The organism is Roseovarius nubinhibens ISM (assembly GCF_000152625.1).
GTDB lineage: Bacteria > Pseudomonadota > Alphaproteobacteria > Rhodobacterales > Rhodobacteraceae > Roseovarius > Roseovarius nubinhibens.
Window position 1 is genome coordinate 106,195 of the sequence record NZ_CH724156.1, and the last position, 22,284, is coordinate 128,478.

Consider the following 22,284-nt stretch of genomic DNA (forward strand, 5'->3'; position numbering starts at 1 on the left):
AGAGGCCCCTGCCCGGCACTCGGCAAGCGCCCGCCCAAGACGCGGCGTCCACGCCTCAGATATCGAGATCGATGGTCACCGGATAATGATCCGAAGCGGTCAGCAGGGCGCGGCTCAGCTCTGGCAGGTTCCAGCAATCGGGATCATCGAACGGATGCCAGATGCGCCAGGCCGCCCCACGCTCGCGCAGACCCCGCGTCACCATGATGTAATCAAGCAGCGCCTGCATATAACGGCCGGTCTCAGGCTGATAGAACCGTGAGGTGCTATAGATCGCGCCGAGCTTGCGGGTCAGCGCCGCCCGCGCATGCGGATCATAGAGCGCTCCCTCCCCTTCGCCGAGCAGGATTTCCACCGACGACCGGCCAAAGAGATCCTCATATTCATCGAGCCCCGGCCCGTCATTCATATCGCCCATCACCATGAGCGTCTCACCCGCCGCCAGATGGCCGTCGATCCTTTGCCGCAACCACACCGCCTGTGCCAGCTGCTTGCGCCGGTTGGCAATGCCGATGCGCATCGCCGCCTCGCGGTTGGTCGCGCCATGCGGGGCCTTGGATTTGAGATGCACGCCGATCATCCGAAACGCCGTGCCCGTGGCCGTCTCGACGGCGAGCTCGATCGGCGGCTTGGAAAAGGTGACGATATCTTCCTTGGCGTCGATATCGAGGTCAATGCGAAACGCCCCATCGAACCGCGGCGCATCGGCCGAGCCGCGCTTGCCGGTCTCCTCGCCAATCGGGTCATGCCGCACGCTGAGCTTGTCGGGATCATAAAGCAGCGCAATTTCCTGCTGCGTCTCGTTTTCAAACCCGAGCACCGCCTTGCGCGCGCTGAGCCCCATCCGATAGGCAAATCCTTCGAGCGCCCGCACCGTCGACCGCTGCCGGTTCTGATCCGGCGCTTCAACGATCATGATCGCATCGGCCTTGAGGGCGGTGAGAACGATCCCCACCGCCTCGGTCTGCTGACTGCGGGTGATATTGTGCCGCGCCGACCAGCCGTCGTCGTCGATCAATTCCCCATCATCATCGAAAAGCGCATTGAACCACTCGATATTATACGTGGCTATGCGCATGGGCGCGATCCTCGCTGATCTCTTCCCAGGCGCGGTTGATATCGGCCATGCGTTTCTCGGCCAGCCGAATGGCCTCCTGAGGCACGCCCCGCGCCAGCATCCGGTCGGGATGGGTCTCGCGCACCAGTTTCCGCCAGACGCCGCGGATCTCGTCCATCGGGGCATCCGCTCTCACCCCCAGCACCGCATAGGGATCACAGGCCGCATCGCCCGCGAACCGTGACCGCATGGTGCGAAAGCCGCGCTCGTCGAGGCCGAAGATCTCGGCCACCCGTTCGAGAAAGCGGTCTTCATTCGGGTGATAGACCCCATCCGCCATAGCGATATGAAACAGCCCTTCGAGCAGCACCGACAGCGTCTCGCGATCGTCGCGAAACATCGCCTGAATGCGCGCGGCATATTCCTCGAACCCGGCCACGTCCTGCCGCGCGAGGTTGAACACCCGCGCCGCGCCGGGCTCATCCTGCGGTGCGATATGGAACACTTCGCGAAAGGCCGTGACCTCATCGGGTGTCACCAGCCCGTCCGCCTTGGCCATCTTGGCCGAGAGCGCGATCACCGCGATGGTAAAGGCGACGCTCCGCTCTGGCGGGGTGCGCAGGCGGTCAAAGACGGCGCTCAGGCTTTCGCCTGAGGCCAGTGCGGCAATCGCCTCGGATATGCGGCTCCACAAGGACATGGAAAGGATAATAGCCCGTTCGCGCGGGAATTGGCATGGCGAAATCGTCACAGCTTGGTGATGAAATCGCACAAAATTGACGCAGGCAGCGGGGTTAGAGGCGGTATTGCATCAACACAAGGTCGAGGTAGCGCCCGTATTTGAACCCCACCTCCGGCACCTGTGCCACCTCGGCAAAGCCCATCGCCTCGTGAAAGCGCAGCCCGCCGTCATTCTCGGCACAGACCCCGGCCATCATCACATGCACACCCGCATCCCGCGCGTGATCGAGCAGTGCCGCCATCAGGCCGCGCCCGACCCCGCGCCCCTGCGCCCGTGGATCGAGGATGATCGTATGTTCCATCGACTGCGCATAGCCGATGCCGCCGCGAAACTGCCCATAGCTCGCAAAGCCCAAGGTCGCGCCATCGATCTCAGTCACCAGAAACCCATGCCCCTGCCCCTGTTTCGCGGCGATGTCGCGGGCGATGTCCTCAGGGGTTTTCTCGATGGAATTGAAGGTCACAAGTGTGTCGCGGATCTGCGGGTTCCAGAACGCTGCGATCGCCTCGGCATCGGCGGCAGTGGCGGGGCGGATCATCGCAGCTCCCGGCGCCCATGAGGCGTGTCAAACGTGGCAATCAAGGACGGTTCTCCAATATCATAGCGCACCCGCGCATCTGCTAAATAAGGCGCCATACGCGCCGCCAGGGCATCCGCCTCGGGATGCCGCACCTCAAGCGCCACAAGACGCACGCCACTGGCGGGCAGTCGCTGCGCCGGATGCGCGTCGCCCTGCCATTCCATCAAGGCGGGCTGACAGTTGTTGAAGGGCAGCACACCGCTCGCCGGCACCGCCATCTGCCACCGCAGATCACCCCGGCTGAGCGCCACAGGCGCGCCTGACCCCGGCAGCGCCGCCGCATCGCCCGTCAAATCGCTCGACCGGCAGATCCAATTGCCAAGCCGTGGCGGCCCTGAAAACTGATCAAGATCGAACCAGCGCGGGCTCTGCTCTGGCGCGCCCTCGGGATCGATCGCGATCACTTCGAGGTAAAGCCCGTCTTCGAGCCCCAAGAGCATGTTATGCGTGCCAAACCGCGCATGCGCCCCCCCCGGCACCATGGCCACGCCGAGGGCCTCCTCAACCGCGCGTTGCCCGGCGGCCAGCGTTTCGCACGCGACCGCAATGTGATCCAATTCCAACATGGGCAACCTTTCCCTCACTTTTCTGCAGATTGCGGCATACGGGCGCATGTAAAATGCACCGCCGAAACCCATATTCAGAAACATTAACTCCAAAAATGACCAAAGGGACGAGGGAAAACAATGCTCCTGCGCGCAATTGACAGGTTCTTTTCACATGAGGCATCGGGCGGCATCCTGCTGATGCTGGCAACGGTTGCGGCGCTACTGGCGGCAAATTCCGGATTTCAACAGGGCTACGAGGCCTTTCTGAGCGCCAAACTGTCGGTGACGGTCAATGGCGAAGGCCTCAACAAACCGTTGATCCTGTGGATCAACGACGGGCTTATGGCGATCTTCTTCTTCCTGATCGGGCTCGAGCTCAAACGCGAGATGCTCGAGGGCAAGCTCAAGAACCCGCGCGACATCGTGCTGCCCGGCGTCGCGGCCCTCGGTGGCATGGCGCTTCCGGCGGTGATCTTTGCGGCGCTCAACTGGGGCGAGGCCACAGTGGCGGGCTGGGCCATCCCGGCGGCCACCGACATCGCCTTTGCCTTGGGCATTCTGGCGCTTGTGGGCCGTCGTGCGCCCGTGGCGCTCAAGGTCTTTCTGCTGACCCTCGCCATTCTCGACGACCTCGGGGCGATCATCATCATCGCGCTTTTCTACACGGCCGAGCTCAAGATCGATTACCTGCTCTTCGCGCTGGTGCCGCTGGCCGGGCTGATCTGGCTCAACATGAAGGGCGCGCACCGCGTTGCCCCCGCCCTGCTTCTGGGCGCGCTGATGTGGGTGCTGGTGCTCAAATCCGGGGTGCATGCGACGCTCGCCGGTGTGGTGACCGCGCTCTGCATTCCGCTCACCGATAAGTGGGGTAAATCGCCCCTGCACGCGCTGGAACACGGTCTCGCGCCCTATGTGCTCTATCTCATCGTGCCGGTCTTTGCCTTTGCCAATGCAGGCGTGGTCTTTGAAGGCATCACCGCGCAGATGATGCTCGCTCCGCTGCCGCTCGGCGTGGCGCTGGGCCTTGTCATCGGAAAACAGGCCGGCGTCTTCGGGCTGAGCTTTCTGGCGGTCAAGACCGGTCTCGCACGGCTGCCCCATGGTGTGCGCTGGATCCATGTCTATGGCGTGGCCTGCCTCGCCGGTGTGGGCTTTACCATGTCGCTCTTTATCGGCGCGCTGAGCTTTGCCGACCCGATCTTGATGAACCAGGTGCGGATCGGCGTGCTCACCGGCTCGGCCATCTCGGCCATCTTGGGCTTTACCGTGCTGATGCTGGCCCGTGGGGAAGAGCCGAAAGTGGCGGTCAAAGACTCCGCGCCCGACTTCCCCTAACGCGCCTCGACAAGCGACAGGGCGGCCGCCCGTGCCTCATCGGTGATGCGGTCGCCCGACAACATACGGGCGATCTCGTCGATCCGGGCGGCCTCGCCCAGGGGCACAACGCGCGACAGGGTTTCCTCGTCGCGCGTTTCCTTTTCCACCCGCCAGTGATGCCCGCCAAGCGCCGCCACCTGCGGCGAATGGGTCACCACGAGAACCTGTCCCGACTGCGCCAGCGACGCCAGACGACGGCCCACCGCATCGGCGGTCGCGCCGCCAACACCTCGGTCGATCTCGTCAAAAATCAGCGTCAGACCCGACGCCTCGCCCACCAGACAGACCTTGAGCGCCAGCAAAAACCGGCTCAGCTCGCCGCCCGAGGCAATCCGCGCCAGCGGCCCGGAGGGCGCGCCCGGGTTGGTCGCCACCTCGAACGTGACCTCGTCATGCCCGTCGGGCCCCGGCTCTGCAGCGGTGATCCGGGTGGTGAACACCGCCCGTTCCATCCGCAAGGGCGCGAGCTCTTCGCTCACCGCCGCATCAAGCCGCGCCGCCGCTGCCCGGCGCGCCGTGCTCAACGCCTCGGCCTTGGCGGTGTAATCGGCCAGCGCCGCATCGCGCGTCTTGCGCAGATCGGCCAGCTCGCCATCACCCCGGTCGAGCGCGGCAAGCCGCCCGCGCAGCTCTTCGGCAAACTGGTTCAACTCGTCGGGACCGACCCCATGCTTGCGCGCCAGCCCCCTAATCGCGAACAGCCGCTCTTCGCATTCCTCGAGATCGCGCGGATCAAAAGCCAGCGCATCGAGACAGGCCTCGACGCCGCGCGCCGCCTCGTCCAGTTCGACCAGAGCACGGCCCAGCGCCGACATCGGCTCATCGAGCCGGCCTTCGGCCTTGTCCGACACCCCTTCGAGCCAGCGCAGCGCGTCGCTCGCCGCGCCTTCGGCCCCCTCGCCGCCCAGCGCCGCCGCCGCACGGGAAATATCATCGCGGATCTTTTCGGCGCCCTGCATCAATCGGCGGCTGGTGTCGAGTATCTCATCCTCGCCCGGCTGCGGATCGAGCGCATCGAGCTCGCCCACCGCATGGCGCAGAAACTCCTCCTCGGCCCGCATCGCGGCCAGTGCCGCCTGGGCCTCGGTCACTGCCTTCTCGGCTGCGCTCCACGCCCGCCATGCCGCCCGCAGCTCGGCGAGCTTGGCCTCATGCCCGCCATAGGCATCAAGAAGCGCCCGGTGACCACGCGGATTGAGCAACCCCCGATCATCATGCTGCCCATGCAGCTCGACCAGCGTCTCCGACAATTGCCGCAACACCTCGCCCGAACAGCGCCGGTCATTGACCCAGGCAGTCTTGCGCCCGTCGCGGCTATTGACCCGCCGCAGGATGAGGCTCTCACCCCCCGGAAGCCCCGCCTCTTCGAGAACCTTATGCGCGCCATGCCCCTCGGGCAGATCGAACTCGGCCAGAACCTCGCCCTGCTCTGCCCCCTGCCGGACCAGCTCGGCCCGGCCACGCCAGCCCAGCACAAACCCGAGCGAGTCGAGCAGGATCGACTTGCCCGCGCCGGTTTCCCCGGTCAGCACATTGAGACCGGGCCGGAACTCGAGCTCCAGCCGGTCAATGATAAGCATGTCACGAATGTCGAGATGGCGCAGCATGTCGGATCACCTCGCGGACCGGGACGGCCCGCTTTCCACTCTCGAACCCATGGATCAGAGCCATTCGCCCTTGATCATCTGGCGATAGACCTGACGCAGCCAGTTGTCGCCCGCAGGCTCTGGCCGCAGCCCTCGCCGGGTCAGCAGCGCATAGCTGTCCTCATACCAATCGGTCGCCCGGAAGTTATGGCCAAGGATCGCCGCCGCCGTCTGCGCCTCGTTCACGAGACCGAGCGACAGGTAGGCTTCGACCAGACGGTGCAGCGCCTCGGGCGTGTGCGACGTGGTCTGGAAATCCTCGACAACCACCCGGAACCGGTTGATCGCCGCCGAGAAATGATCGCGCTTGAGGTAATAGCGCCCCACTTCCATCTCTTTCGACGCCAGATGGTCGAAGGCCAGATCGAACTTGAGGATCGCCGAACGCGCATATTCGCTGTCGGGATAGATCTCGATCACCTTGCGCAGCTCTTGCAGCGCCAAGAAGGTCAGCCCTTGATCGCGGCCCACTTCGTCGATCTGATCGTAATAGCTTAGCGCCAGAAGATATTGCGCATAGGCCGCGTCTTCATCCGTCGGATAGAAATCGATATAGCGCTGCGCGGCAGAGCGGCTGGCCTCGTAATCCTTGTCCAGATGATGGGAATAGGCCTGCATGATCACGGCACGCTTGGTCAGTTCCGAATAGGGATAAAGCCGCTCGATCTCGCCAAAGCTCTGCGCCGCGAGATCGTAGTTGCGCCGCGACAGATCGTATTCGCCACGCTCAAAGATATGCTGCGCCGTATAGTTCTCGTAATCGAGATCGCCACGTTCCACGCGGCCGCGGATACTGTTGCAGCCTGCCAGCAAAGAGGCCACCAGAACCGCGCCGATCAATGTCACCCGCTTTGTGCCGACCTTCATGCTGGACCTGTCCTCAATATGTTCTCACGGAGTCCTACCCCAATCTCCAACCCGGTGCTAGCACAGAAATTAACGGGGCAAAACGGCTTTGGGAAAAATTCCCACCGTTAAATCACCCACTGTGCTGTGACACGGGGACCAGATCGCGGCCAACTCGATTAGTGATAGAATTCAGCAAGATGTCAAAGCTGTCTCAGGCGACCTGAGGCACTTCGCCCCAATGCACCCCGGCCCCGGGAAGCTCGGCTTCCATCGCGGCGTCGCAGGTGACCCATTCCACCGCGCCCGGCGTGGCAAAGAGCACACGCAAAAGCTCGTTGGTGAGCGCATGGCCCGCGCGCGAGCCCTCGTAATGGCCCAGGATCGGCGCCCCCGCCAGCGCCAGATCGCCCAGCGCATCAAGCATCTTATGGCGCACCGCCTCGTCCTGATGGCGCAACCCGCCGGGGCTCAGAACCTTGTCGCCATCGACGACAACGGCATTGTCCATCGTGCCACCACGCGCCAGCCCATTGGCCAGCATCTCGTCGATATCCGCCTTACGGCAGAAGGTGCGGCTGTCGCTCAGCTCGCGCACGAAACTGCCATTCGCCATGTTGAGCCGCTTGCGCTGCACCCCGATGGCGGCATCGGCGAAATCAATGGCAAAGTCGATCAGCAGGGTCTTGTGCGGCGACAGACGCGCCACCGCCTCGCCCCGGCGCACTTCGACCGGCTTGAGAACCTTGAGCGCGCGCACCGGCGCATCGAGACGGGTGAACCCGGTTTTGAGGATCGCCCGCACGAAAGGAATGGAACTGCCATCGAGGATCGGCACTTCGGGCCCATCCACTTCGAGCACGGCATTCTGCACGCCACAGCCCATCAGCGCCGCCATCACATGTTCGACGGTCGACACCTCGGTGCCCGCGGCATTGACCAGCCGGGTGCAGAGCGGGGATTGGATCACATGATCCCAGAGGGCGGGGATATCCGTCGTCCCGGCGGCGCAATCGACGCGGCGGAACATCAGCCCGGCATCGACGCCTGCAGGACGGATCACCAACTTAGCAGGCGCGCCGGAATGAAGCCCAACGCCCTCGAAGGTGATGTCATGTTTGATCGTGGTTTGCAAAACGCCCTCAACAGCGGCCGAGGCCTCTGCGCCTCTTTGTATTATTGGATAGGATGTAGAACGTCGCCCTCCGATCCTCAATTCAATCTTTGCAACGAAGTGAAACATGTAACAGGGAAATGACGGCGGCTTTTCGCCGACTTGCCCAGGCCGAGACAACCACAGCCCGCGCCCAGATGCGAAAAAGGCCACCCAAAGGCGGCCTCTTCACTTTAATTTCCGAACTTAGCCCGTTGAAAAGGCTCAGTTTGCCTGACGACGCAGGAAGGCAGGGATTTCGATCTGCTCGTCCTGCTCCGGCTCGGGCTCAACCGCGGCGGGCTGGGCCTGACGGGCCTGAAGCGTGGGCTGTTGACGGGGCGCACGGGCCGGTTGTTCGGCCTCTGCACCATGTCCGGTCATCCGGTTGAGCAGCGAATTGATCCCGAAACGGGGGCGTTCGCCATGGCTTTCCTCGGCGGCGGGGGCCGCCTGAGCCGGGCGTTGAGCCGGCTGATGGGCTTGCGGCTGCGGCGCGGGCTGACGCGGTTCCGAACCGGGGGTCCGGCCAACGGCGGCGTGCAGACGGGCCAGTGCCTCGGGCGACGGCGTGCCCGGCGCGGGGGCCTTGGGCGCGACAAAGGCTTCGAGCTCGGCTTCGGCCTCTTCGACATATTCAGGCTCGGGCTGATAGGCCGGGGGCGGCACGGCATCGCTGGCCGCCTCGGTCTCGAAAATGTCTTCCATCTGGTCTTCGGCGGCGGCGCGCTCGGATTCGAACCCGGTAAAGAGCGACCGCTCCTCGCCTGCCTCTGCATGGCTGGCCGATGCCGCGATCGGCGCCTCTTCGACCGGCGCGGGCTCTTCGCGGGCTTCCAGCGACGTGGTCGTGGCCAGCGGCTCCGACAGCTTGCGGCGTGGCACGGGGATGTCGGTCTGCACGTCACGCGCATCGATCCCGGTGGCCACGACGCTCACGCGCATCGCGCCTTCCATCGAGGTGTCGAGGGTCGAGCCCACGATGATATTCGCATCGGCATCGACCTCTTCGCGAATGCGATTGGCCGCTTCGTCGAGTTCGAACAGGGTGAGGTCGTGACCGCCGGTGATGTTGATGAGAACGCCCTTGGCGCCCTTGAGGCTGATCTCGTCCAGAAGCGGGTTGGCAATCGCCTTTTCCGCCGCCTGGATCGCGCGATCTTCGCCGCTGTCCTCGCCGGTGCCCATCATCGCTTTGCCCATCTCGTCCATCACGGCGCGCACATCGGCAAAGTCGAGGTTGATCAGGCCGGGGCGCACCATCAGATCGGTCACGCCTTTCACGCCTTGATAGAGCACATCATCGGCGAGCGAGAAGGCCTCGGTGAAGGTGGTCTTTTCATTGGCCAGCCGGAACAGGTTCTGGTTGGGAATGATGATCAGCGTGTCGACGACCTTTTGCAGGCTCTCGACGCCATCTTCCGCCTGACGCATCCGTTTGGCGCCTTCGAACTGGAAGGGCTTGGTCACGACGCCGACGGTCAGAACCCCAAGCTCACGCGCGGCCTGCGCGATGATCGGCGCGGCGCCGGTGCCGGTGCCGCCGCCCATCCCGGCGGTGATAAAGCACATATGCGCGCCCGCCAGGTGGTCGACGATCTGTTCGATGCTCTCTTCGGCGGCGGCGGCCCCGATGGCCGCCTTGGCGCCCGCGCCCAGACCTTCGGTCACCTTGACCCCAAGCTGGATGCGGCTCTCCGCCCGCGCCTGGCTCAGCGCCTGCGCATCGGTGTTGGCGACGACGAAATCCACGCCATCGAGCTGTTTTTCGATCATGTTGTTGACGGCGTTGCCGCCAGCACCGCCGACACCGAATACGGTAATCCGGGGTTTCAGATCCTCATGACCGGGCACGGTAAGATTCAATGTCATCGCTCTGTCCGCCTGATGTTGCGCCCGCTGCCGGGCCGTTTTTCTGCCTAGTTACCCATAATATTAACGAGGCTCAGCCCTAGCGTCACCTAAAAAACGTTAAAAAACACAAAATGTGGCAGGTTTTTTTGTCAAACTCGCGGGATTTCGCCGATGACACGACATCTAGCGGTCACCAATTGTCTTTGAACCATTTCACCGCGCGTTTGAGAGACCGTGCCGGGTAGCGATCGACCGGCAGGTCAAAGTCCCACCATTCGTCCTGCGGATTGGCCGCAAAGAGGCACAATCCGACCGCGCTGGCAAAGCCCGCGCCCGTCGCCGCCTGTGGCAGCCCATGCACCCGCAGAGGCCGCCCAAGACGCACCTGCTGGCCCAAGATGCGGCTCGCCAACCCGTCGAGACCGGGGATCTGGCTGCCGCCCCCGGTGAGCACGATCTGCTGGCTCGGCAGATGTTCGAACCCGGCCGCATCGAGCCGTGCCCGCACCTCTTCGAGGATTTCCTCGACACGGGGCCGCATGATGCCGATGAGCTCGGCCCGGCTGACCCTGCGCCGGTCATGTTCGTAATCGCCGGTATCGCCGCCGATTTCAATCATCTCGCGATCATCCATGCCGGTGGCCACCACCCCGCCATAGAAGGTCTTGATCCGCTCGGCGGTGGCCGTCGGCACCGACAACCCTTTCGAGATGTCGCTCGTCACGTGATCGCCGCCCATGCGAACACTATCCGCATAGATCATATGTTTCTTAATGAAGATTGAAATTCCAGCCGTTCCGCCGCCCAAATCGATACAGGCCGCGCCAAGCTCCTGCTCATCCTCTACGAGTGACGACACCCCGGCCATATAGGCCGAAGAGGCCACCCCGGCCAATTCGAGATCACAGCGTTTCACGCAATGGGCGAGGTTCTGCACCGCCGCCGCATCCACCGTGAGCATATGCATATCCGTGGCCAGCGTCTGGCCAAGCTGCCCGCGCGGATCAATAAGACCCGAACGATGGTCGAGCGCAAAATTCACCGGCTGCGCATGCAGCACCTCGCGCCCATCGCCATAGTCCGGCACATCGCAGGCCGACAGCACGCGGCTGATATCCTGCTCCGTCACCACATTGCCTTCGAGATCGACCGACCCCGCCAGCCCGTAAGAACGGGGACCCGCGCCCGAGAAACAGGCGATGATATGATCGACCCGGATATTGGCCATCTTCTGCGCCGCCTGCACCGCCGTGCGAATGGCGCGCTCGGTTTCCTGCATGGCGGAAATCTCGCCGAAACGCACCCCGCGCGACCGTGTCGTGGCCGCTCCGATCACCCGGAACCCGGCCTGCCCTGCCATCGACCCGATCCCCTCGGCATCGAGGCGCGGACTGCCATCAAAGCGCAGCACAAGACAGGCGATCTTGGAGGTCCCGACATCCAGCACCGCCACGACACCGCGTTGCATGGCCGCCTTGCGCATGTTCCGCATCGCGCGTTGCGTCTCATATAGCTCGATCATTGGTCCTTCACCCCTGCAACGGAATTGCGCACCTGCCACCAGGCTTCGACGGCACGCTCCCTCATTCGAATGGCGGGCCGTTCGGCCAGCCGCATGTCCACGACCGCGATATCGCGTTCGAGCATGTCATTTGTCTCGTTGAGCACGATCACCCGCTCGAGCGCCCGCACCGGGGCCGCCTCGGGCAGCAAGATGCGCTGTTCGCCATCGAGCACCACGTCCCAACGCCGCGCGCCCATCCGGACGAGGCCAAGGATACGCGGCGCCAGCGGCCCGGCGGCGGCTTCGATCGCCTGCGCCTCGGCAACGCTGGCCTCGGCCCCTTCGCCGGTGAGCAGCGGCAGCTCGGGATAATCGCTGAGGCTCTGCGCCTGCGCGATGGTCACGCCTTCGACGTCAATCACGCTAAGCCCCGCCCGCGTCCGCAACAGCGCTGCCGGCTGACGCTCGGTGATGGCAAGCTCGAGCACCCCACCCTGACGCAGCCGCACGGCGGCGCTCGCCACGGCGGGCAGATCCTCGATGGTGATGCGCAGCTCGTCGAGATCGAAATCAAACGAGCTTGCCGGCAAGGCCACCGGGAAAATCTCGCGGATTTCGCTGGCGACCTCGTCGCTCGCGCCTTCCACGGCCAACAGGTTGACCATGAATTCCGGGCGCTCCTCGATGGTCTCGCGGATCTCGGCAATCCGCGTGATCAGACTGTCGCGCACTTCAGGCTGGTTGAGGTACAGGCTCGCCGCGCCAAAGCTCAGCGCAAAGGGCAACCCCACCCGCAGCAGCTTGCGAAAGATCGGCGTCAGCATCAGCCGCTGCATCCGGTAGGACCAGCGCGACGGCGCCGGATCATGGCGCAGCTTCTGCATACGTTGGCCTAGCGGTCGCATGACGCGTCCTCCACGATCCAGCGGCAGAGCTGGCCAAAGCTCATGCCGATCCCCGCCGCCTGTTCCGGGCTGAGCGAGGTCGGCGTCATCCCCGGCTGGGTGTTGGTCTCGAGCACGATAAGCCCGTCGACACCGCGCGCCTCGTCCCAGCGGAAATCCGTCCGGCTCAGCCCACGACAGCCAAGCGCCGCATGGGCGCGCTGCGCATAGTCGAGACAGGCCTCGGTGATCTCTTTGGGCAGATTGGCGGGGAACTCATGGCGCGACCCGCCGACCGAATATTTGGCGTGATAATCATACCAGCCCTCGGTGATGATATCCGTCACCCCAAGCGCCCGATCGCCGAGCACAGATGTGGTGAGCTCGCGCCCCGGCGCATAGGTTTCGACCATCACCGTCTCGGGCATGTCATCCGACAGCTGCGGCGGCGCGTTGGCGGCCTCATGCACGATATAGACCCCGACGGAAGAGCCTTCATTATTGGGTTTCACCACATAGGGCGGGGCCATCACATGGCGCGCCCGCACCTCGTCACGCGGGGCAAGAACGCTCTCCACCACCGGCAGCCCGGCGCGGCGATACACATCCTTGGATTTCTGCTTGTCCATGGCCAGCGCCGAGGCCAGCACGCCGGAATGGCTATAGGGAATGCGCAACCATTCGAGCAGCCCCTGCACACAGCCATCTTCGCCCCAACGGCCATGCAGCGCGTTAAAGACGACGTCGGGCTTGATCTCGGTTAAACGCGATACGAGATCGGGGCCTGCATCGACCTCGACAACCTCGAATCCTTCATCCCGCAATGCGACGGCGCATTCCTGTCCAGAGGACAACGACACTTCGCGCTCTGCCGAAGGGCCGCCCTTAATAACCGCCACTTTGGGGGTGCTGCTGCTCGCGTGACCCACCTTGGTGCCTCAATGTCCCGGGCCGTTTTCGACCCTGTTATTACTTATCTGCCAATTTGGCTTTCGCCGGGGCCGGTTCGCCGACCCTCATGATTTCCCACTCTAACTCTATTCCGCTGTTTTGGAAAACCCTTTTTCGCACCTCTTCGCCAAGTGATTCGAGATCATCGGCGCTGGCTTCGCCGGTGTTGACGAGAAAGTTGGAATGTTTCGGGCTCATCTGTGCGCCACCGCGCATCGCGCCGCGCATTCCGGCATCGTCGATGACCTTCCACGCCTTGAGATCATGGCTGTCATCGGCGCGCCCGGTGCTGCTGAACCCGGCCGGGTTGCGAAAGGTGCTGCCCGCCGTGCGGTCCTTGGTGGGTTGGGTTTCATCGCGCTTGGCAAGCTGCTCTTGCATCCGCGCATGAAGTTCTTCCGGGACGCCCTCCGAGGCCTCGAACGCGGCCCGGATCAGCACCGCGCCCTCGGGCCAGGCGGTCTGGCGATATTGGAACTGCAGATCCTCGGGGCCAAGCCGCATGATCTCGCCCGTTCGGGTCACCACTTCGGCCCAGATGAAATGGTCCGCCGTATAGGTGCCATAGCAGCCTGCGTTCATCCGGACGGCGCCGCCGATGGAGCCGGGGATGGTGCGGAGGAAGGTGAGGTCGAGGCCGGCGTCGGCGGCTTTCTTGGCGACATGCGCGTCGAGCGCGGCGGCGCCGGCGATTACCGTATTGCCGTCGATCTCGATGCCGTTGAAGCCCCGGCCGAGACGGATCACCACGGCCCGCAGACCGCCATCACGGACGATGAGATTGCTGCCCACCCCCATCGGGAAAACTGGCACAGAAGCCTCAAGTTTTCCAAGGAAATCAGCCAGATCCTCGGCATCCGCGGGCTGGTAGAACCAATCCGCCGGGCCGCCGACGCGGAGCCATGTCAGATCGGCCAGAACCCGGCCTTGGGTCAGCTTTCCTCTTGTCTCAGGCAATGTCATCATGGCGGCAGAAATCCTCTTGTCTCACCCCTCTCCCCTACCCCAGCCGGCCGGGAAATGGAATGGATCGGCCCATCGGTACCCTGTCGGTATTGCGTCGGCATCGCGACAGTGCGGATTTTCGCCGCTCAGCGCGACCGAAAGAGCCCGATCACGATGCCCAGAAGACCGCCCAGAAGCGCTGCGAAACTCAAGAACAGCACCGGCAGGATCGCCTCGCTCGGCAAGAAGCCGAGAAACACCGCCGCGCTGAACCCGGCCACCGCCGTCAACAGCAGCAGCCAGCGCCAGAACAAGCCGATGAAATCCTCATGCTCGGCCTCGGCGATGAAATACCAGACCGAGAGGCTGAACGCGGTCAGCGCCAGCCCTGCCCAGATCATCACATCCCCGAGCCAGATCGTTTCGCCCATGGAGTGTCTGCCCGTATCCTAGATGTGACTGCGGTCGAGCCGGTTGCGCAGCCACCGGCCCAGATAGATCACCGGCCAGCGCAGCATCGACATGCCCGCCGCCATCACGAAAAGCCCGACCCAGGGGCCGTTTTCATAGGTGACATAGCCGACCAGCGGAATGCCCAGCACGATGAGCGCATAGGCCCGCCGCCAATGGTTGTCCCGCGACGGCAGCATGGCGAGCACATTGGCCGCCAGCGCCCAGAGACAGGCGAGGATGAGCGACAGGCTCACTTGCCCGCCTCCCGAAGCCGGTCGGGCAGCGCATTGGCCCAGCCGCTGATCGTGCCGGCGCCGAGACAGACGACCATATCGCCCGGCCCCGCCTGTTCGCGCACCAGCCGGGTGAGATCGCCCTCGTCGAGCAGCGCCCGCGCATGGCGATGACCGTGACGGATGAGACCGGCCACGAGATCGTCTCGTGAAGCGCCGGGGATCGGATCTTCGCCCGCCGCATAGACATCCGAGATGCCGACGACATCGGCCTCGTTGAAACAGGCGCAGAATTCTTCGAAATGATGGCTCAGCCGGGAATAGCGGTGCGGCTGATGCACGGCGATGACCCGGCCTTCGGTGGCCTGACGCGCGGCCTTGAGCACGGCGGCAATCTCGGTCGGGTGATGGCCGTAATCGTCGATGATCACCACGCCGTCGACCTCGCCCACGCGGGTAAAGCGGCGGTTGACCCCGCCGAAATTCGCCAGCGCCTCGCGGATTTCTGCGGATCTCATCCCCAGATGCCGCGCCACCGCCACCGCCGAGAGCGCGTTCGACACGTTATGGTCGCCCGGCATCGGCAACACGCAATCCTTGATCACCTTGTCATCGCCTTCGCCGCGCAGGGCGATGTCGAAATGCGCCTGCCCCGCCTCATAGCGCAGGTTCATGCCGCGCACATCGGCCTGGGCGTTGAACCCGTAGGTGACAACCCGGCGGTCGGTGACCTTGCCCACCAGCGTCTGCACATCCGCATCATCGGTGCAGCAGACGGCGAGCCCGTAGAACGGGATGTTCGAGACAAATTCGTAGAACCCGCGATGCAGGTTCTCTTCGGTGCCCCAATGCTCCATATGCTCGGGGTCGATATTGGTCACGATGGCGATGGTCGCGGGCAGACGGTTGAACGTGCCGTCGCTCTCATCGGCCTCGACCACCATCCATTCACCGGCACCGACGCGGGCGTTGCTGCCATAGGCATGGATGATGCCGCCATTGATCACCGTCGGGTCGAACTTGCCATGATCGAGCAGCGCCGCCACCATCGTCGTGGTGGTGGTCTTGCCATGGGTGCCGGCGACGGCGACGTTGGATTTGAGGCGCATCAGCTCGGCCAGCATTTCGGCCCGGCGCACCACCGGCAGGCCGCGCGCCCGCGCGGCGTCCAGCTCGGGGTTGCCGGGTTTGATCGCCGACGAAATCACCACGACCTCGGCCCCCTCGATATTCTCGGCCCGCTGGCCTTCGAAGATGGTGGCGCCCGCTTCGGCCAGACGCGCGGTGATCGGCGTCGCCTTGAGATCCGAGCCCTGCACCTGGTAGCCGTGGTTGATCAGCACCTCCGCGATGCCCGACATGCCGATGCCACCGATCCCGACGAAATGGATGGGACCGACGTCCCCGGGCAGTTTGGTGGCGGCATTCATACGCGGTCCCCTTTTTGGGCCAGAGTGTCTACAAGAGCGGCGAGCCGTTCGGTCGCATCGGGCACGGCGCAAGACAGCGCCGCGGCGGCCATTTGCAACGCCCCGCGCGGATTGTCCAGCACGCGGGCAATCTCGGCGGTCATTGTCTCGACGCTGAGCTTGCTTTCGGGGATGAGGATCGTGGCGCCTGCCTCCTTGAGGCCGCGCGCATTGGCGGTCTGATGATCGCCGGTGGCTGCCGCAAAGGGCACGAGGATCGAGGGCCGCCCGATCACTGAAATATCGGCCACCGAGGAGGCCCCGGCGCGGCTTATGACGAGCTGCGCCTCGCTGATCCGGGTCGGCACATCGGTAAAGAAGGGCTGCACATCGGCGTCGATGCCGTGCTCTGCATAGAATTGCGCCACCCGGTCGCCATCCTCGTCGCGGGCCTGATGGCTCACCCTTATGTTGCGCAGCACCTCGGGGGGCAGCGCCGCGATGGCGGGCGGCACGATGTCGGACATGATCCGCGCGCCCTGGCTGCCGCCGATGACAAGGATCGACATCGGGTAGTCGCCGGGCGGGATATAGGCGGCGCCGGCCCGTTCGAGCACCGCCGCGCGCACCGGGTTGCCGACATGTTCGGCCTCGACGCCCTCGGGCATCTCGGTGGGCCAGGTGCCACAGGCGACCTTGGCCACGCGTTTGGCAAAGGCCCGGTTGACCCGGCCCAGCACGCCGTTTTGTTCATGCACCATGGCCGGCACGCCGAGAAGCCGCGCCGCCGACAGGGCCGGAATGCTCGGATAGCCGCCAAAGCCCACCACCACATCGGGCTTGTCGCGCAGCATCGCGGCGCTGGCGCCCATCACACCGCCCGCGATCCGGAACGGCACCATCGCCTTGGCCAGCAGCCCGCCGCGCGCGAAGGTCGCGGATTTGATCTGTTCGATCTCGATCGAATGGGGAAAGCCGCCGGTATAGCGCGCGCCACGGGCATCTGTGCTGAGCTTGACGCGCCAGCCTTGGCGCAGCATATGCTCGGCCAGCGACTGGGCCGGGAACATATGCCCGCCGGTGCCGCCCGCGGCCATCAGCAAGAGAGGCGCGCGGTCGCTCATCGCACGTGACCCCGGAGGATGTCGCGGATCTCGCCCTGCGGGCGCGACCGGGTAAAGGCAAAGAGCATGCCGACCGCGATGCCGCCCGCGATGAGCGACGAGCCACCATAGCTCACGAATGGCAGGGTCATGCCCTTGGCGGGCAGAAGACGCACCGCGACGCCCATGTTGATCATCGCCTGCACCCCGAACATCGCGGCAAGCCCGGTGCCTGCGAGGCGGATGAACGGATCGCGTTCGCGCATCAGCCGGAACAGCGAGCGCACCACGATCATGCAGTAGAGCGCGATAATCGCGAGCACCAGCACCAGCCCGTATTCCTCGGCCGCCACCGCGATGATGAAATCCGTATGCGCGTCAGGCAGCGACCATTTGACCGTGCCTTCGCCGACCCCCACCCCGAAGAACCCGCCTTCGCGGATCGCATTGGTGGCAAAGCCGAGCTGGGTCGTGGGATCGACCTCGGGGCTCAGAAAGCCGTCGATGCGGCGGGCGAAATGTTCGGAATTGGCATAGGCGATCATGCCGGCGAAGATCACCCCCCCGGCCATGCCGAGCAGCAGGAAGATCGGCGCACCGGCGACGAAATACATCACGCCCCAGCCAAAGAGCACCAGCGCCGCCTGCCCGAAATCGGGCTGCATGGCGAGAAAGCCCACCACCACGAGGGTGAGGCAGAAGGACATCAAGAGCCCCGGAGGCCCGTTGATCTCGCGGCTCGCGGCGATCATCCAGGCGGCAACGACGACGAAACCGGGCTTGAGAAATTCGGACGGTTGAATACTGGCAAAGCCGAGGCTGTACCAGCGCACCGCGCCTTTGCCGAAATCGGTGCCGAGCACCGGCAAGAGCATCAGCGCCACGAGTGCTCCGATGAACCCGATCACCGCCAGACGGCGGACCATCACCGGCCCCATCATCGAGGTGAGCACCATCGCCACCATGGCAAGCCCGCCAAAGAACATCTGTCGTTGCACATAGTGGAACGGCTGAAACCCGTTTTTCTCCGCCAGCGGCGGCGACGCGGCCAGCCCCAGAAGGAGCCCCACGAGAAACAGGAGGGCCACGCCGAACACGGCCCATTTGTCGATTGTCCGCCACCATTTGGGGAGAATCGGTTCGCCGTCCCTTTGCGGAACGGCCCCATACACCATCTCTGTCATGACACCGCCAGTATCTGCCTCGTTGATGACCCCAGATGCGGGATCGCGCCCCATTTTCGGGGTCTTACCGAACAGTATAACAGCTTGCCGCGCCCGTGGGAAGCGTCACCCGAATGCAACGGACCACCATTGTCTTTGTGAATAATTTGACTGGCATTTATTCATTTCACCCGTTACGGTATGTCCAGCCTACCCCGCACAACCCAGAGAGGTTGGCGGTTTGTATCGAGTGTCGCAGCAGTAACGAGTACCCCCCATGCCCTATCTCTATATCTATTCCCCCGATGATTTCGTCGAAGGTGCCCCCGACGAGGAGAGCACCGCCGCCGCGGGCACTCCGAATTTCACCCTGACGCTCAAACCCGGCGCGACGCCGACGCTGATCGAAATCATCGACGACGATCTTACCATCGAAGAGATCGAGGATTCCCAGACCCTCGCCACGACGCTCAATCTCGACGGCACCACCTATGCCGCCGGGACAAGTATCTGGAGCGCCTATGACCTGATCAACTCCACCACCGGCCATAAGGTGACCAGCCTCCATTTCGGCGGCGATGGCTATCAGCAGGGCGTGGTGCAGGGGCTCATTTCCACCGTCGAAATGGTGCCGGGCACCAGCTATACGTTCAATCAGGAACGCACCTCCTATCAACAAAACAACGCCTATTCCGAATATGTCGCCTGTTTCACCCCCGGGGCGCTAATCGACACGCCCCACGGGCCGCGCCCGATCGAGACCCTGGCCCCCGGCGATCTGGTGAACACCCGCGACGCAGGCCCACAGAGGCTGCGGATGATCCCGACGCGCCACCTCTCGCCCGAGACGCTGGCGGCGCGGCCCAACCTGCGGCCGATCCGGATCGCCGCCGACAGCCTGGCCCCCGGCCTGCCCGCGCAGGATCTTCTGGTCTCGCCACAGCACCGGATCCTGGCCAATTCGGCCATCGTGCAGCGCATGTTCAACTGTACCGAGATCCTGATCGCCGCCACCGCCCTGACCCGGCTTCCCGGTGTCATGATCGACAACTCGACGCGGGCAATCACCTATATGCATCTGATCTTTGACAAGCATGAGATCGTCACCGCCAACGGCCTGCCGAGCGAGAGCTTTTACTGCGGCCCCTATGCCGTCAAGGCGATGCCGCCCGACGCACGGCGCGAACTCTACGCGCTGTTTCCCGAACTGATGGAGGACGCGCCGCTGCCCGATCCGGCCCGCCCCATCGCCAGCGGCCCGATCCGCCGCAATCTGTTGCGCCGGCACCTTAAAAATGATCGGGCTTTGTTGGAACTCGAACGGCCATGACAGAGGCGCTATAGGGAGAAGAACGGCAGTTTGTCACAATTCTGTCAAAATCATTAACCACACTATCCGCTTAGCGACCGACAGAGCCGCGCGGACCCATCCGGCCCTCAGGCCGCAACAGTGCTGTAACGAGGCGAGCTATGCCCTATCTCTATATCTATTCCCCTTCCGATTTCGTGCAGGGCCTGCCGGATGAACAAAGCGCGGCCGCCGCTGGCAGCCCGACCTTCACCCTGACGCTGAAGGAGGGCGCAACACCGACGCTGGTGTTCGTCAACGATGACGACGCGGTGTTCGACGAGGTAGACAGCAGCCAAACCATCGCCGACACGCTCGATCTCGACGGGACCAGCTATGCGGCGGGGACGTCGATCAACACCGCCTATGACCTGATCAACAGCAGCACCGGGCATAAGGTGACGGCCTTTCATTTCGGTGGCGACGGCTATCAGCAAGGCGCGGTACAGGGTCTGACCTCGACCGTCGCGATGACGCCGGGCACCTCCTATACGTTCAACCAGGAACGCACCTCGCATCAGCAGGACAACCAGTACAGCCAATACACCGCCTGTTTCACCCCCGGCACGATGATCGAGACCGCCGAGGGACCGCGCGCCATCGAGACGCTGCGCCCCGGTGATCTGATCGAGACCCGCGACCATGGGCTGCAACCCCTGCGCCTCTTGCCGAGCCGTCACATCAGCGCCGAAGAGCTGCATCAGCGGCCAAACCTGCGGCCCGTGCGCATTCGCGCCGACAGCCTCGCCCCCGGCGTGCCCGAACGCGATACGCTCGTCTCGCCGCAACACCGCATCCTGAGCCAATCCCTCATCGCGCGGCGTCTGTTTGGCAAGGACGAGGTGCTGGTCGCCGCCGTGGCGCTGACCAAACTGCCCGGCATCGAAAAGGCCGACGATCTGGACGAGATCACCTATATCCATCTGGTCCTTGACGAGCATCAGATCGTCACCGGTGACGGGCTCGCCTCTGAGAGCTTTTACTGCGGGCCAAACGCCATGCAATCCCTGTCGCCCGAGGCGCTGGCCGAGCTGCAGGCGGTCTTTCCCGACATGAAGGACTGGGCCCCCGGACACATGCCGCCGCGCGCCCGGCCCTTCGCGCTTGGCGCGGGACGCCGCGAATTGGTGCGCCGCCACGCCCGTCAGGACCGCTCGCTGCTAGAGGCGCGCTAGGCTCGGCCCTTGATGCTCGGCTCTTGACCCGGGCGCGCCCATGCGGCAGGGGCTGATCCATGCAAATCGACACGCTGATCCTTGGCGCCGGCGCGGCCGGCATGATGTGCGCGGCCCATGCCGGCGGCCGCGTTGTGGCCATCGACCATGCCAAGGCCCCGGGCGAGAAAATCCGCATCTCGGGCGGTGGGCGCTGCAATTTCACCAATCTGCACTGCACGCCTGAGGCGTTCCTGTCGCAGAACCCGCATTTCTGCAAATCCGCGCTGAGCCGCTATACCCAATGGGATTTCATCGAACTGGTCGAGGCCCATGGCATCGCCTGGCATGAAAAGACGCTGGGGCAGCTGTTCTGCGACGTGAGCGCCAAGGACATCATCGCCATGCTGCGCGGGCTGATGCAGGCGGCGGGCGCCGAGCTTTGGCTCGAGACCTCGCTGGTCGAGGTGACCCGCGACGGCGATCTCTTTCGCGTGACGCTGGAACGCGGTGGCCGTCGCAACAGCCTTGTAACCCGCAATCTCGTGCTGGCCAGCGGCGGCAAATCCATCCCCAAGATGGGGGCGACCGGCCTCGCCTATGATCTCGCGCGGCAATTCGGCCTGCGCGTCACCGAGACGAGCGCGGCGCTGGTGCCCTTTACCTTCTCAGATCAGCGCTTTGCGCCGCTCGCGGGCGTGTCGCTGCCGGTGCGCGCGCGCGCAGGGTCAGGCAGTTTTGACGAGGCGATGCTGTTCACGCACCGGGGCCTCTCTGGCCCCGCGATGCTGCAGATTTCCTCCTATTGGCAGGAGGGCGGCGACATCACCGTCGATCTCGACCCCGAGGCGCGGCTCTATGAGGCGCTGCGCGCCAAACGGGCCGAGGCCGGGCGCGTCAACCTGACCACCGAGCTTGCCCGCCACCTGCCGCAGCGGCTGGTCGACGCGCTGCCCGAGCATCTGGGTCTCAGGCTCTCGGGCAATCTCGCCGATCAATCCGACGCGGCGCTGCAGGCGCTCTGCGACGCGCTGCGCGGCTGGCAGCTGCGCCCGCAAGGCACCGAGGGCTATCGCACCGCCGAGGTGACGCTCGGCGGCATCGACACCGATGATCTGTCGTCGAAAACGATGGAGGCGCGGCCCTGCCCCGGCCTCTATGCCATTGGCGAGGCGGTGGATGTGACCGGCTGGCTTGGCGGCTATAATTTCCAATGGGCCTGGTCCTCGGCCATGGCCGCCGCCCGCGCCATCGCCCAGGGCTGATCAGCGCAGACCGCCAGACATGAAGCCGAGGGGACATCCGCAGACGCCCCCCCGCCCCCAGGCTCCTTC

Annotated in this window: 21 protein-coding genes; 4 read left to right on the plus strand and 17 right to left on the minus strand. The window is 64.4% G+C overall.

The window, feature by feature from the left end; genetic code table 11:
- Positions 1-55: 55 nt before the first annotated feature.
- From ISM_RS00550 to ISM_RS00565, 4 genes are all read right to left on the minus strand, one after another.
- Positions 56-1,078, minus strand: a complete 1,023-nt coding sequence (locus ISM_RS00550; protein WP_009812138.1) for an endonuclease/exonuclease/phosphatase family protein — start codon at positions 1,076-1,078, stop codon at positions 56-58.
- Positions 1,059-1,757, minus strand: coding sequence for a molecular chaperone DjiA (locus tag ISM_RS00555; RefSeq protein ID WP_009812139.1), 699 nt, complete (start codon positions 1,755-1,757; stop codon positions 1,059-1,061). Before ISM_RS00555 ends, ISM_RS00550 begins: the two co-directional genes overlap by 20 nt.
- Before the next feature lie 94 nt (positions 1,758-1,851).
- Positions 1,852-2,337: a GNAT family N-acetyltransferase gene (locus tag ISM_RS00560; RefSeq protein WP_009812140.1), complete on the minus strand. Its 486-nt coding sequence runs from the start codon at positions 2,335-2,337 to the stop codon at positions 1,852-1,854.
- Positions 2,334-2,945 carry a VOC family protein gene (locus tag ISM_RS00565; protein WP_009812141.1) on the minus strand — a complete coding sequence of 204 codons (612 nt, stop codon included), beginning with the start codon at positions 2,943-2,945 and terminating at the stop codon, positions 2,334-2,336. Before ISM_RS00565 ends, ISM_RS00560 begins: the two co-directional genes overlap by 4 nt.
- Before the next feature lie 120 nt (positions 2,946-3,065).
- On the opposite strand from ISM_RS00565, the gene nhaA reads away from it, so the two are divergent.
- A complete protein-coding gene (gene nhaA, locus ISM_RS00570) occupies positions 3,066-4,262 on the plus strand; it encodes a Na+/H+ antiporter NhaA (RefSeq protein WP_009812142.1) in 1,197 nt (398 codons plus the stop codon).
- Here the strand turns inward: nhaA and recN are convergent.
- From recN to ISM_RS00635, 13 genes are all read right to left on the minus strand, one after another.
- Positions 4,259-5,911, minus strand: coding sequence for a DNA repair protein RecN (gene recN, locus ISM_RS00575; protein ID WP_009812143.1), 1,653 nt, complete (start codon positions 5,909-5,911; stop codon positions 4,259-4,261). The genes nhaA and recN overlap by 4 nt on opposite strands.
- A gap of 54 nt (positions 5,912-5,965) precedes the next feature.
- Positions 5,966-6,817 (minus strand): outer membrane protein assembly factor BamD, encoded by an 852-nt coding sequence (locus ISM_RS00580; RefSeq protein WP_009812144.1) that lies wholly within the window; start codon positions 6,815-6,817, stop codon positions 5,966-5,968.
- A gap of 193 nt (positions 6,818-7,010) precedes the next feature.
- A complete protein-coding gene (lpxC, locus tag ISM_RS00585; RefSeq protein ID WP_009812145.1) occupies positions 7,011-7,931 on the minus strand; it encodes a UDP-3-O-acyl-N-acetylglucosamine deacetylase in 921 nt (306 codons plus the stop codon).
- Between the two features lie 243 nt (positions 7,932-8,174).
- Positions 8,175-9,821 (minus strand): cell division protein FtsZ, encoded by a 1,647-nt coding sequence (gene ftsZ, locus ISM_RS00590; protein WP_009812146.1) that lies wholly within the window; start codon positions 9,819-9,821, stop codon positions 8,175-8,177.
- 172 nt (positions 9,822-9,993) lie between these two features.
- The gene (ftsA, locus tag ISM_RS00595; protein WP_009812147.1) at positions 9,994-11,325 is read right to left on the minus strand and encodes a cell division protein FtsA; all 1,332 of its coding nucleotides are present in this window, start codon (positions 11,323-11,325) and stop codon (positions 9,994-9,996) included.
- Positions 11,322-12,212: a cell division protein FtsQ/DivIB gene (locus ISM_RS00600; protein WP_040617735.1), complete on the minus strand. Its 891-nt coding sequence runs from the start codon at positions 12,210-12,212 to the stop codon at positions 11,322-11,324. The genes ftsA and ISM_RS00600 overlap by 4 nt, the downstream gene beginning before the upstream one ends.
- Positions 12,200-13,090 (minus strand): D-alanine--D-alanine ligase, encoded by an 891-nt coding sequence (locus tag ISM_RS00605; RefSeq protein ID WP_083780948.1) that lies wholly within the window; start codon positions 13,088-13,090, stop codon positions 12,200-12,202. Before ISM_RS00605 ends, ISM_RS00600 begins: the two co-directional genes overlap by 13 nt.
- Before the next feature lie 70 nt (positions 13,091-13,160).
- Complete coding sequence (gene murB, locus ISM_RS00610; RefSeq protein WP_040617736.1) at positions 13,161-14,108, minus strand: UDP-N-acetylmuramate dehydrogenase; 948 nt, start codon at positions 14,106-14,108, stop codon at positions 13,161-13,163.
- 125 nt (positions 14,109-14,233) lie between these two features.
- Positions 14,234-14,518, minus strand: a complete 285-nt coding sequence (locus ISM_RS00615; RefSeq protein WP_009812151.1) for a hypothetical protein — start codon at positions 14,516-14,518, stop codon at positions 14,234-14,236.
- Between the two features lie 18 nt (positions 14,519-14,536).
- Positions 14,537-14,794, minus strand: a complete 258-nt coding sequence (locus tag ISM_RS00620) for a DUF2484 family protein (protein WP_009812152.1) — start codon at positions 14,792-14,794, stop codon at positions 14,537-14,539.
- The gene (gene murC, locus ISM_RS00625; RefSeq protein WP_009812153.1) at positions 14,791-16,203 is read right to left on the minus strand and encodes a UDP-N-acetylmuramate--L-alanine ligase; all 1,413 of its coding nucleotides are present in this window, start codon (positions 16,201-16,203) and stop codon (positions 14,791-14,793) included. Before murC ends, ISM_RS00620 begins: the two co-directional genes overlap by 4 nt.
- Positions 16,200-17,306 carry a UDP-N-acetylglucosamine--N-acetylmuramyl-(pentapeptide) pyrophosphoryl-undecaprenol N-acetylglucosamine transferase gene (locus ISM_RS00630; RefSeq protein ID WP_009812154.1) on the minus strand — a complete coding sequence of 369 codons (1,107 nt, stop codon included), beginning with the start codon at positions 17,304-17,306 and terminating at the stop codon, positions 16,200-16,202. The genes murC and ISM_RS00630 overlap by 4 nt, the downstream gene beginning before the upstream one ends.
- On the minus strand, positions 17,303-18,469 hold the full coding sequence (locus ISM_RS00635; protein ID WP_040618209.1) for a peptidoglycan glycosyltransferase FtsW: 1,167 nt from the start codon (positions 18,467-18,469) through the stop codon (positions 17,303-17,305). The genes ISM_RS00630 and ISM_RS00635 overlap by 4 nt, the downstream gene beginning before the upstream one ends.
- 256 nt (positions 18,470-18,725) lie before the next feature.
- Between ISM_RS00635 and ISM_RS00640 the strand changes: the two genes are divergently transcribed.
- The 3 genes from ISM_RS00640 to ISM_RS00650 all read left to right on the plus strand — a co-directional run bounded on the left by ISM_RS00640 (position 18,726) and on the right by ISM_RS00650 (position 22,215).
- Positions 18,726-19,778: a Hint domain-containing protein gene (locus ISM_RS00640; RefSeq protein WP_009812156.1), complete on the plus strand. Its 1,053-nt coding sequence runs from the start codon at positions 18,726-18,728 to the stop codon at positions 19,776-19,778.
- Positions 19,779-19,918: 140 nt separating this feature from the next.
- Positions 19,919-20,971, plus strand: coding sequence for a Hint domain-containing protein (locus ISM_RS00645; RefSeq protein ID WP_009812157.1), 1,053 nt, complete (start codon positions 19,919-19,921; stop codon positions 20,969-20,971).
- Between the two features lie 59 nt (positions 20,972-21,030).
- Entirely contained in the window at positions 21,031-22,215 is a 1,185-nt protein-coding gene (locus tag ISM_RS00650) for a BaiN/RdsA family NAD(P)/FAD-dependent oxidoreductase (RefSeq protein ID WP_009812158.1), read from the plus strand.
- The last annotated feature ends 69 nt before the right edge of the window (positions 22,216-22,284 follow it).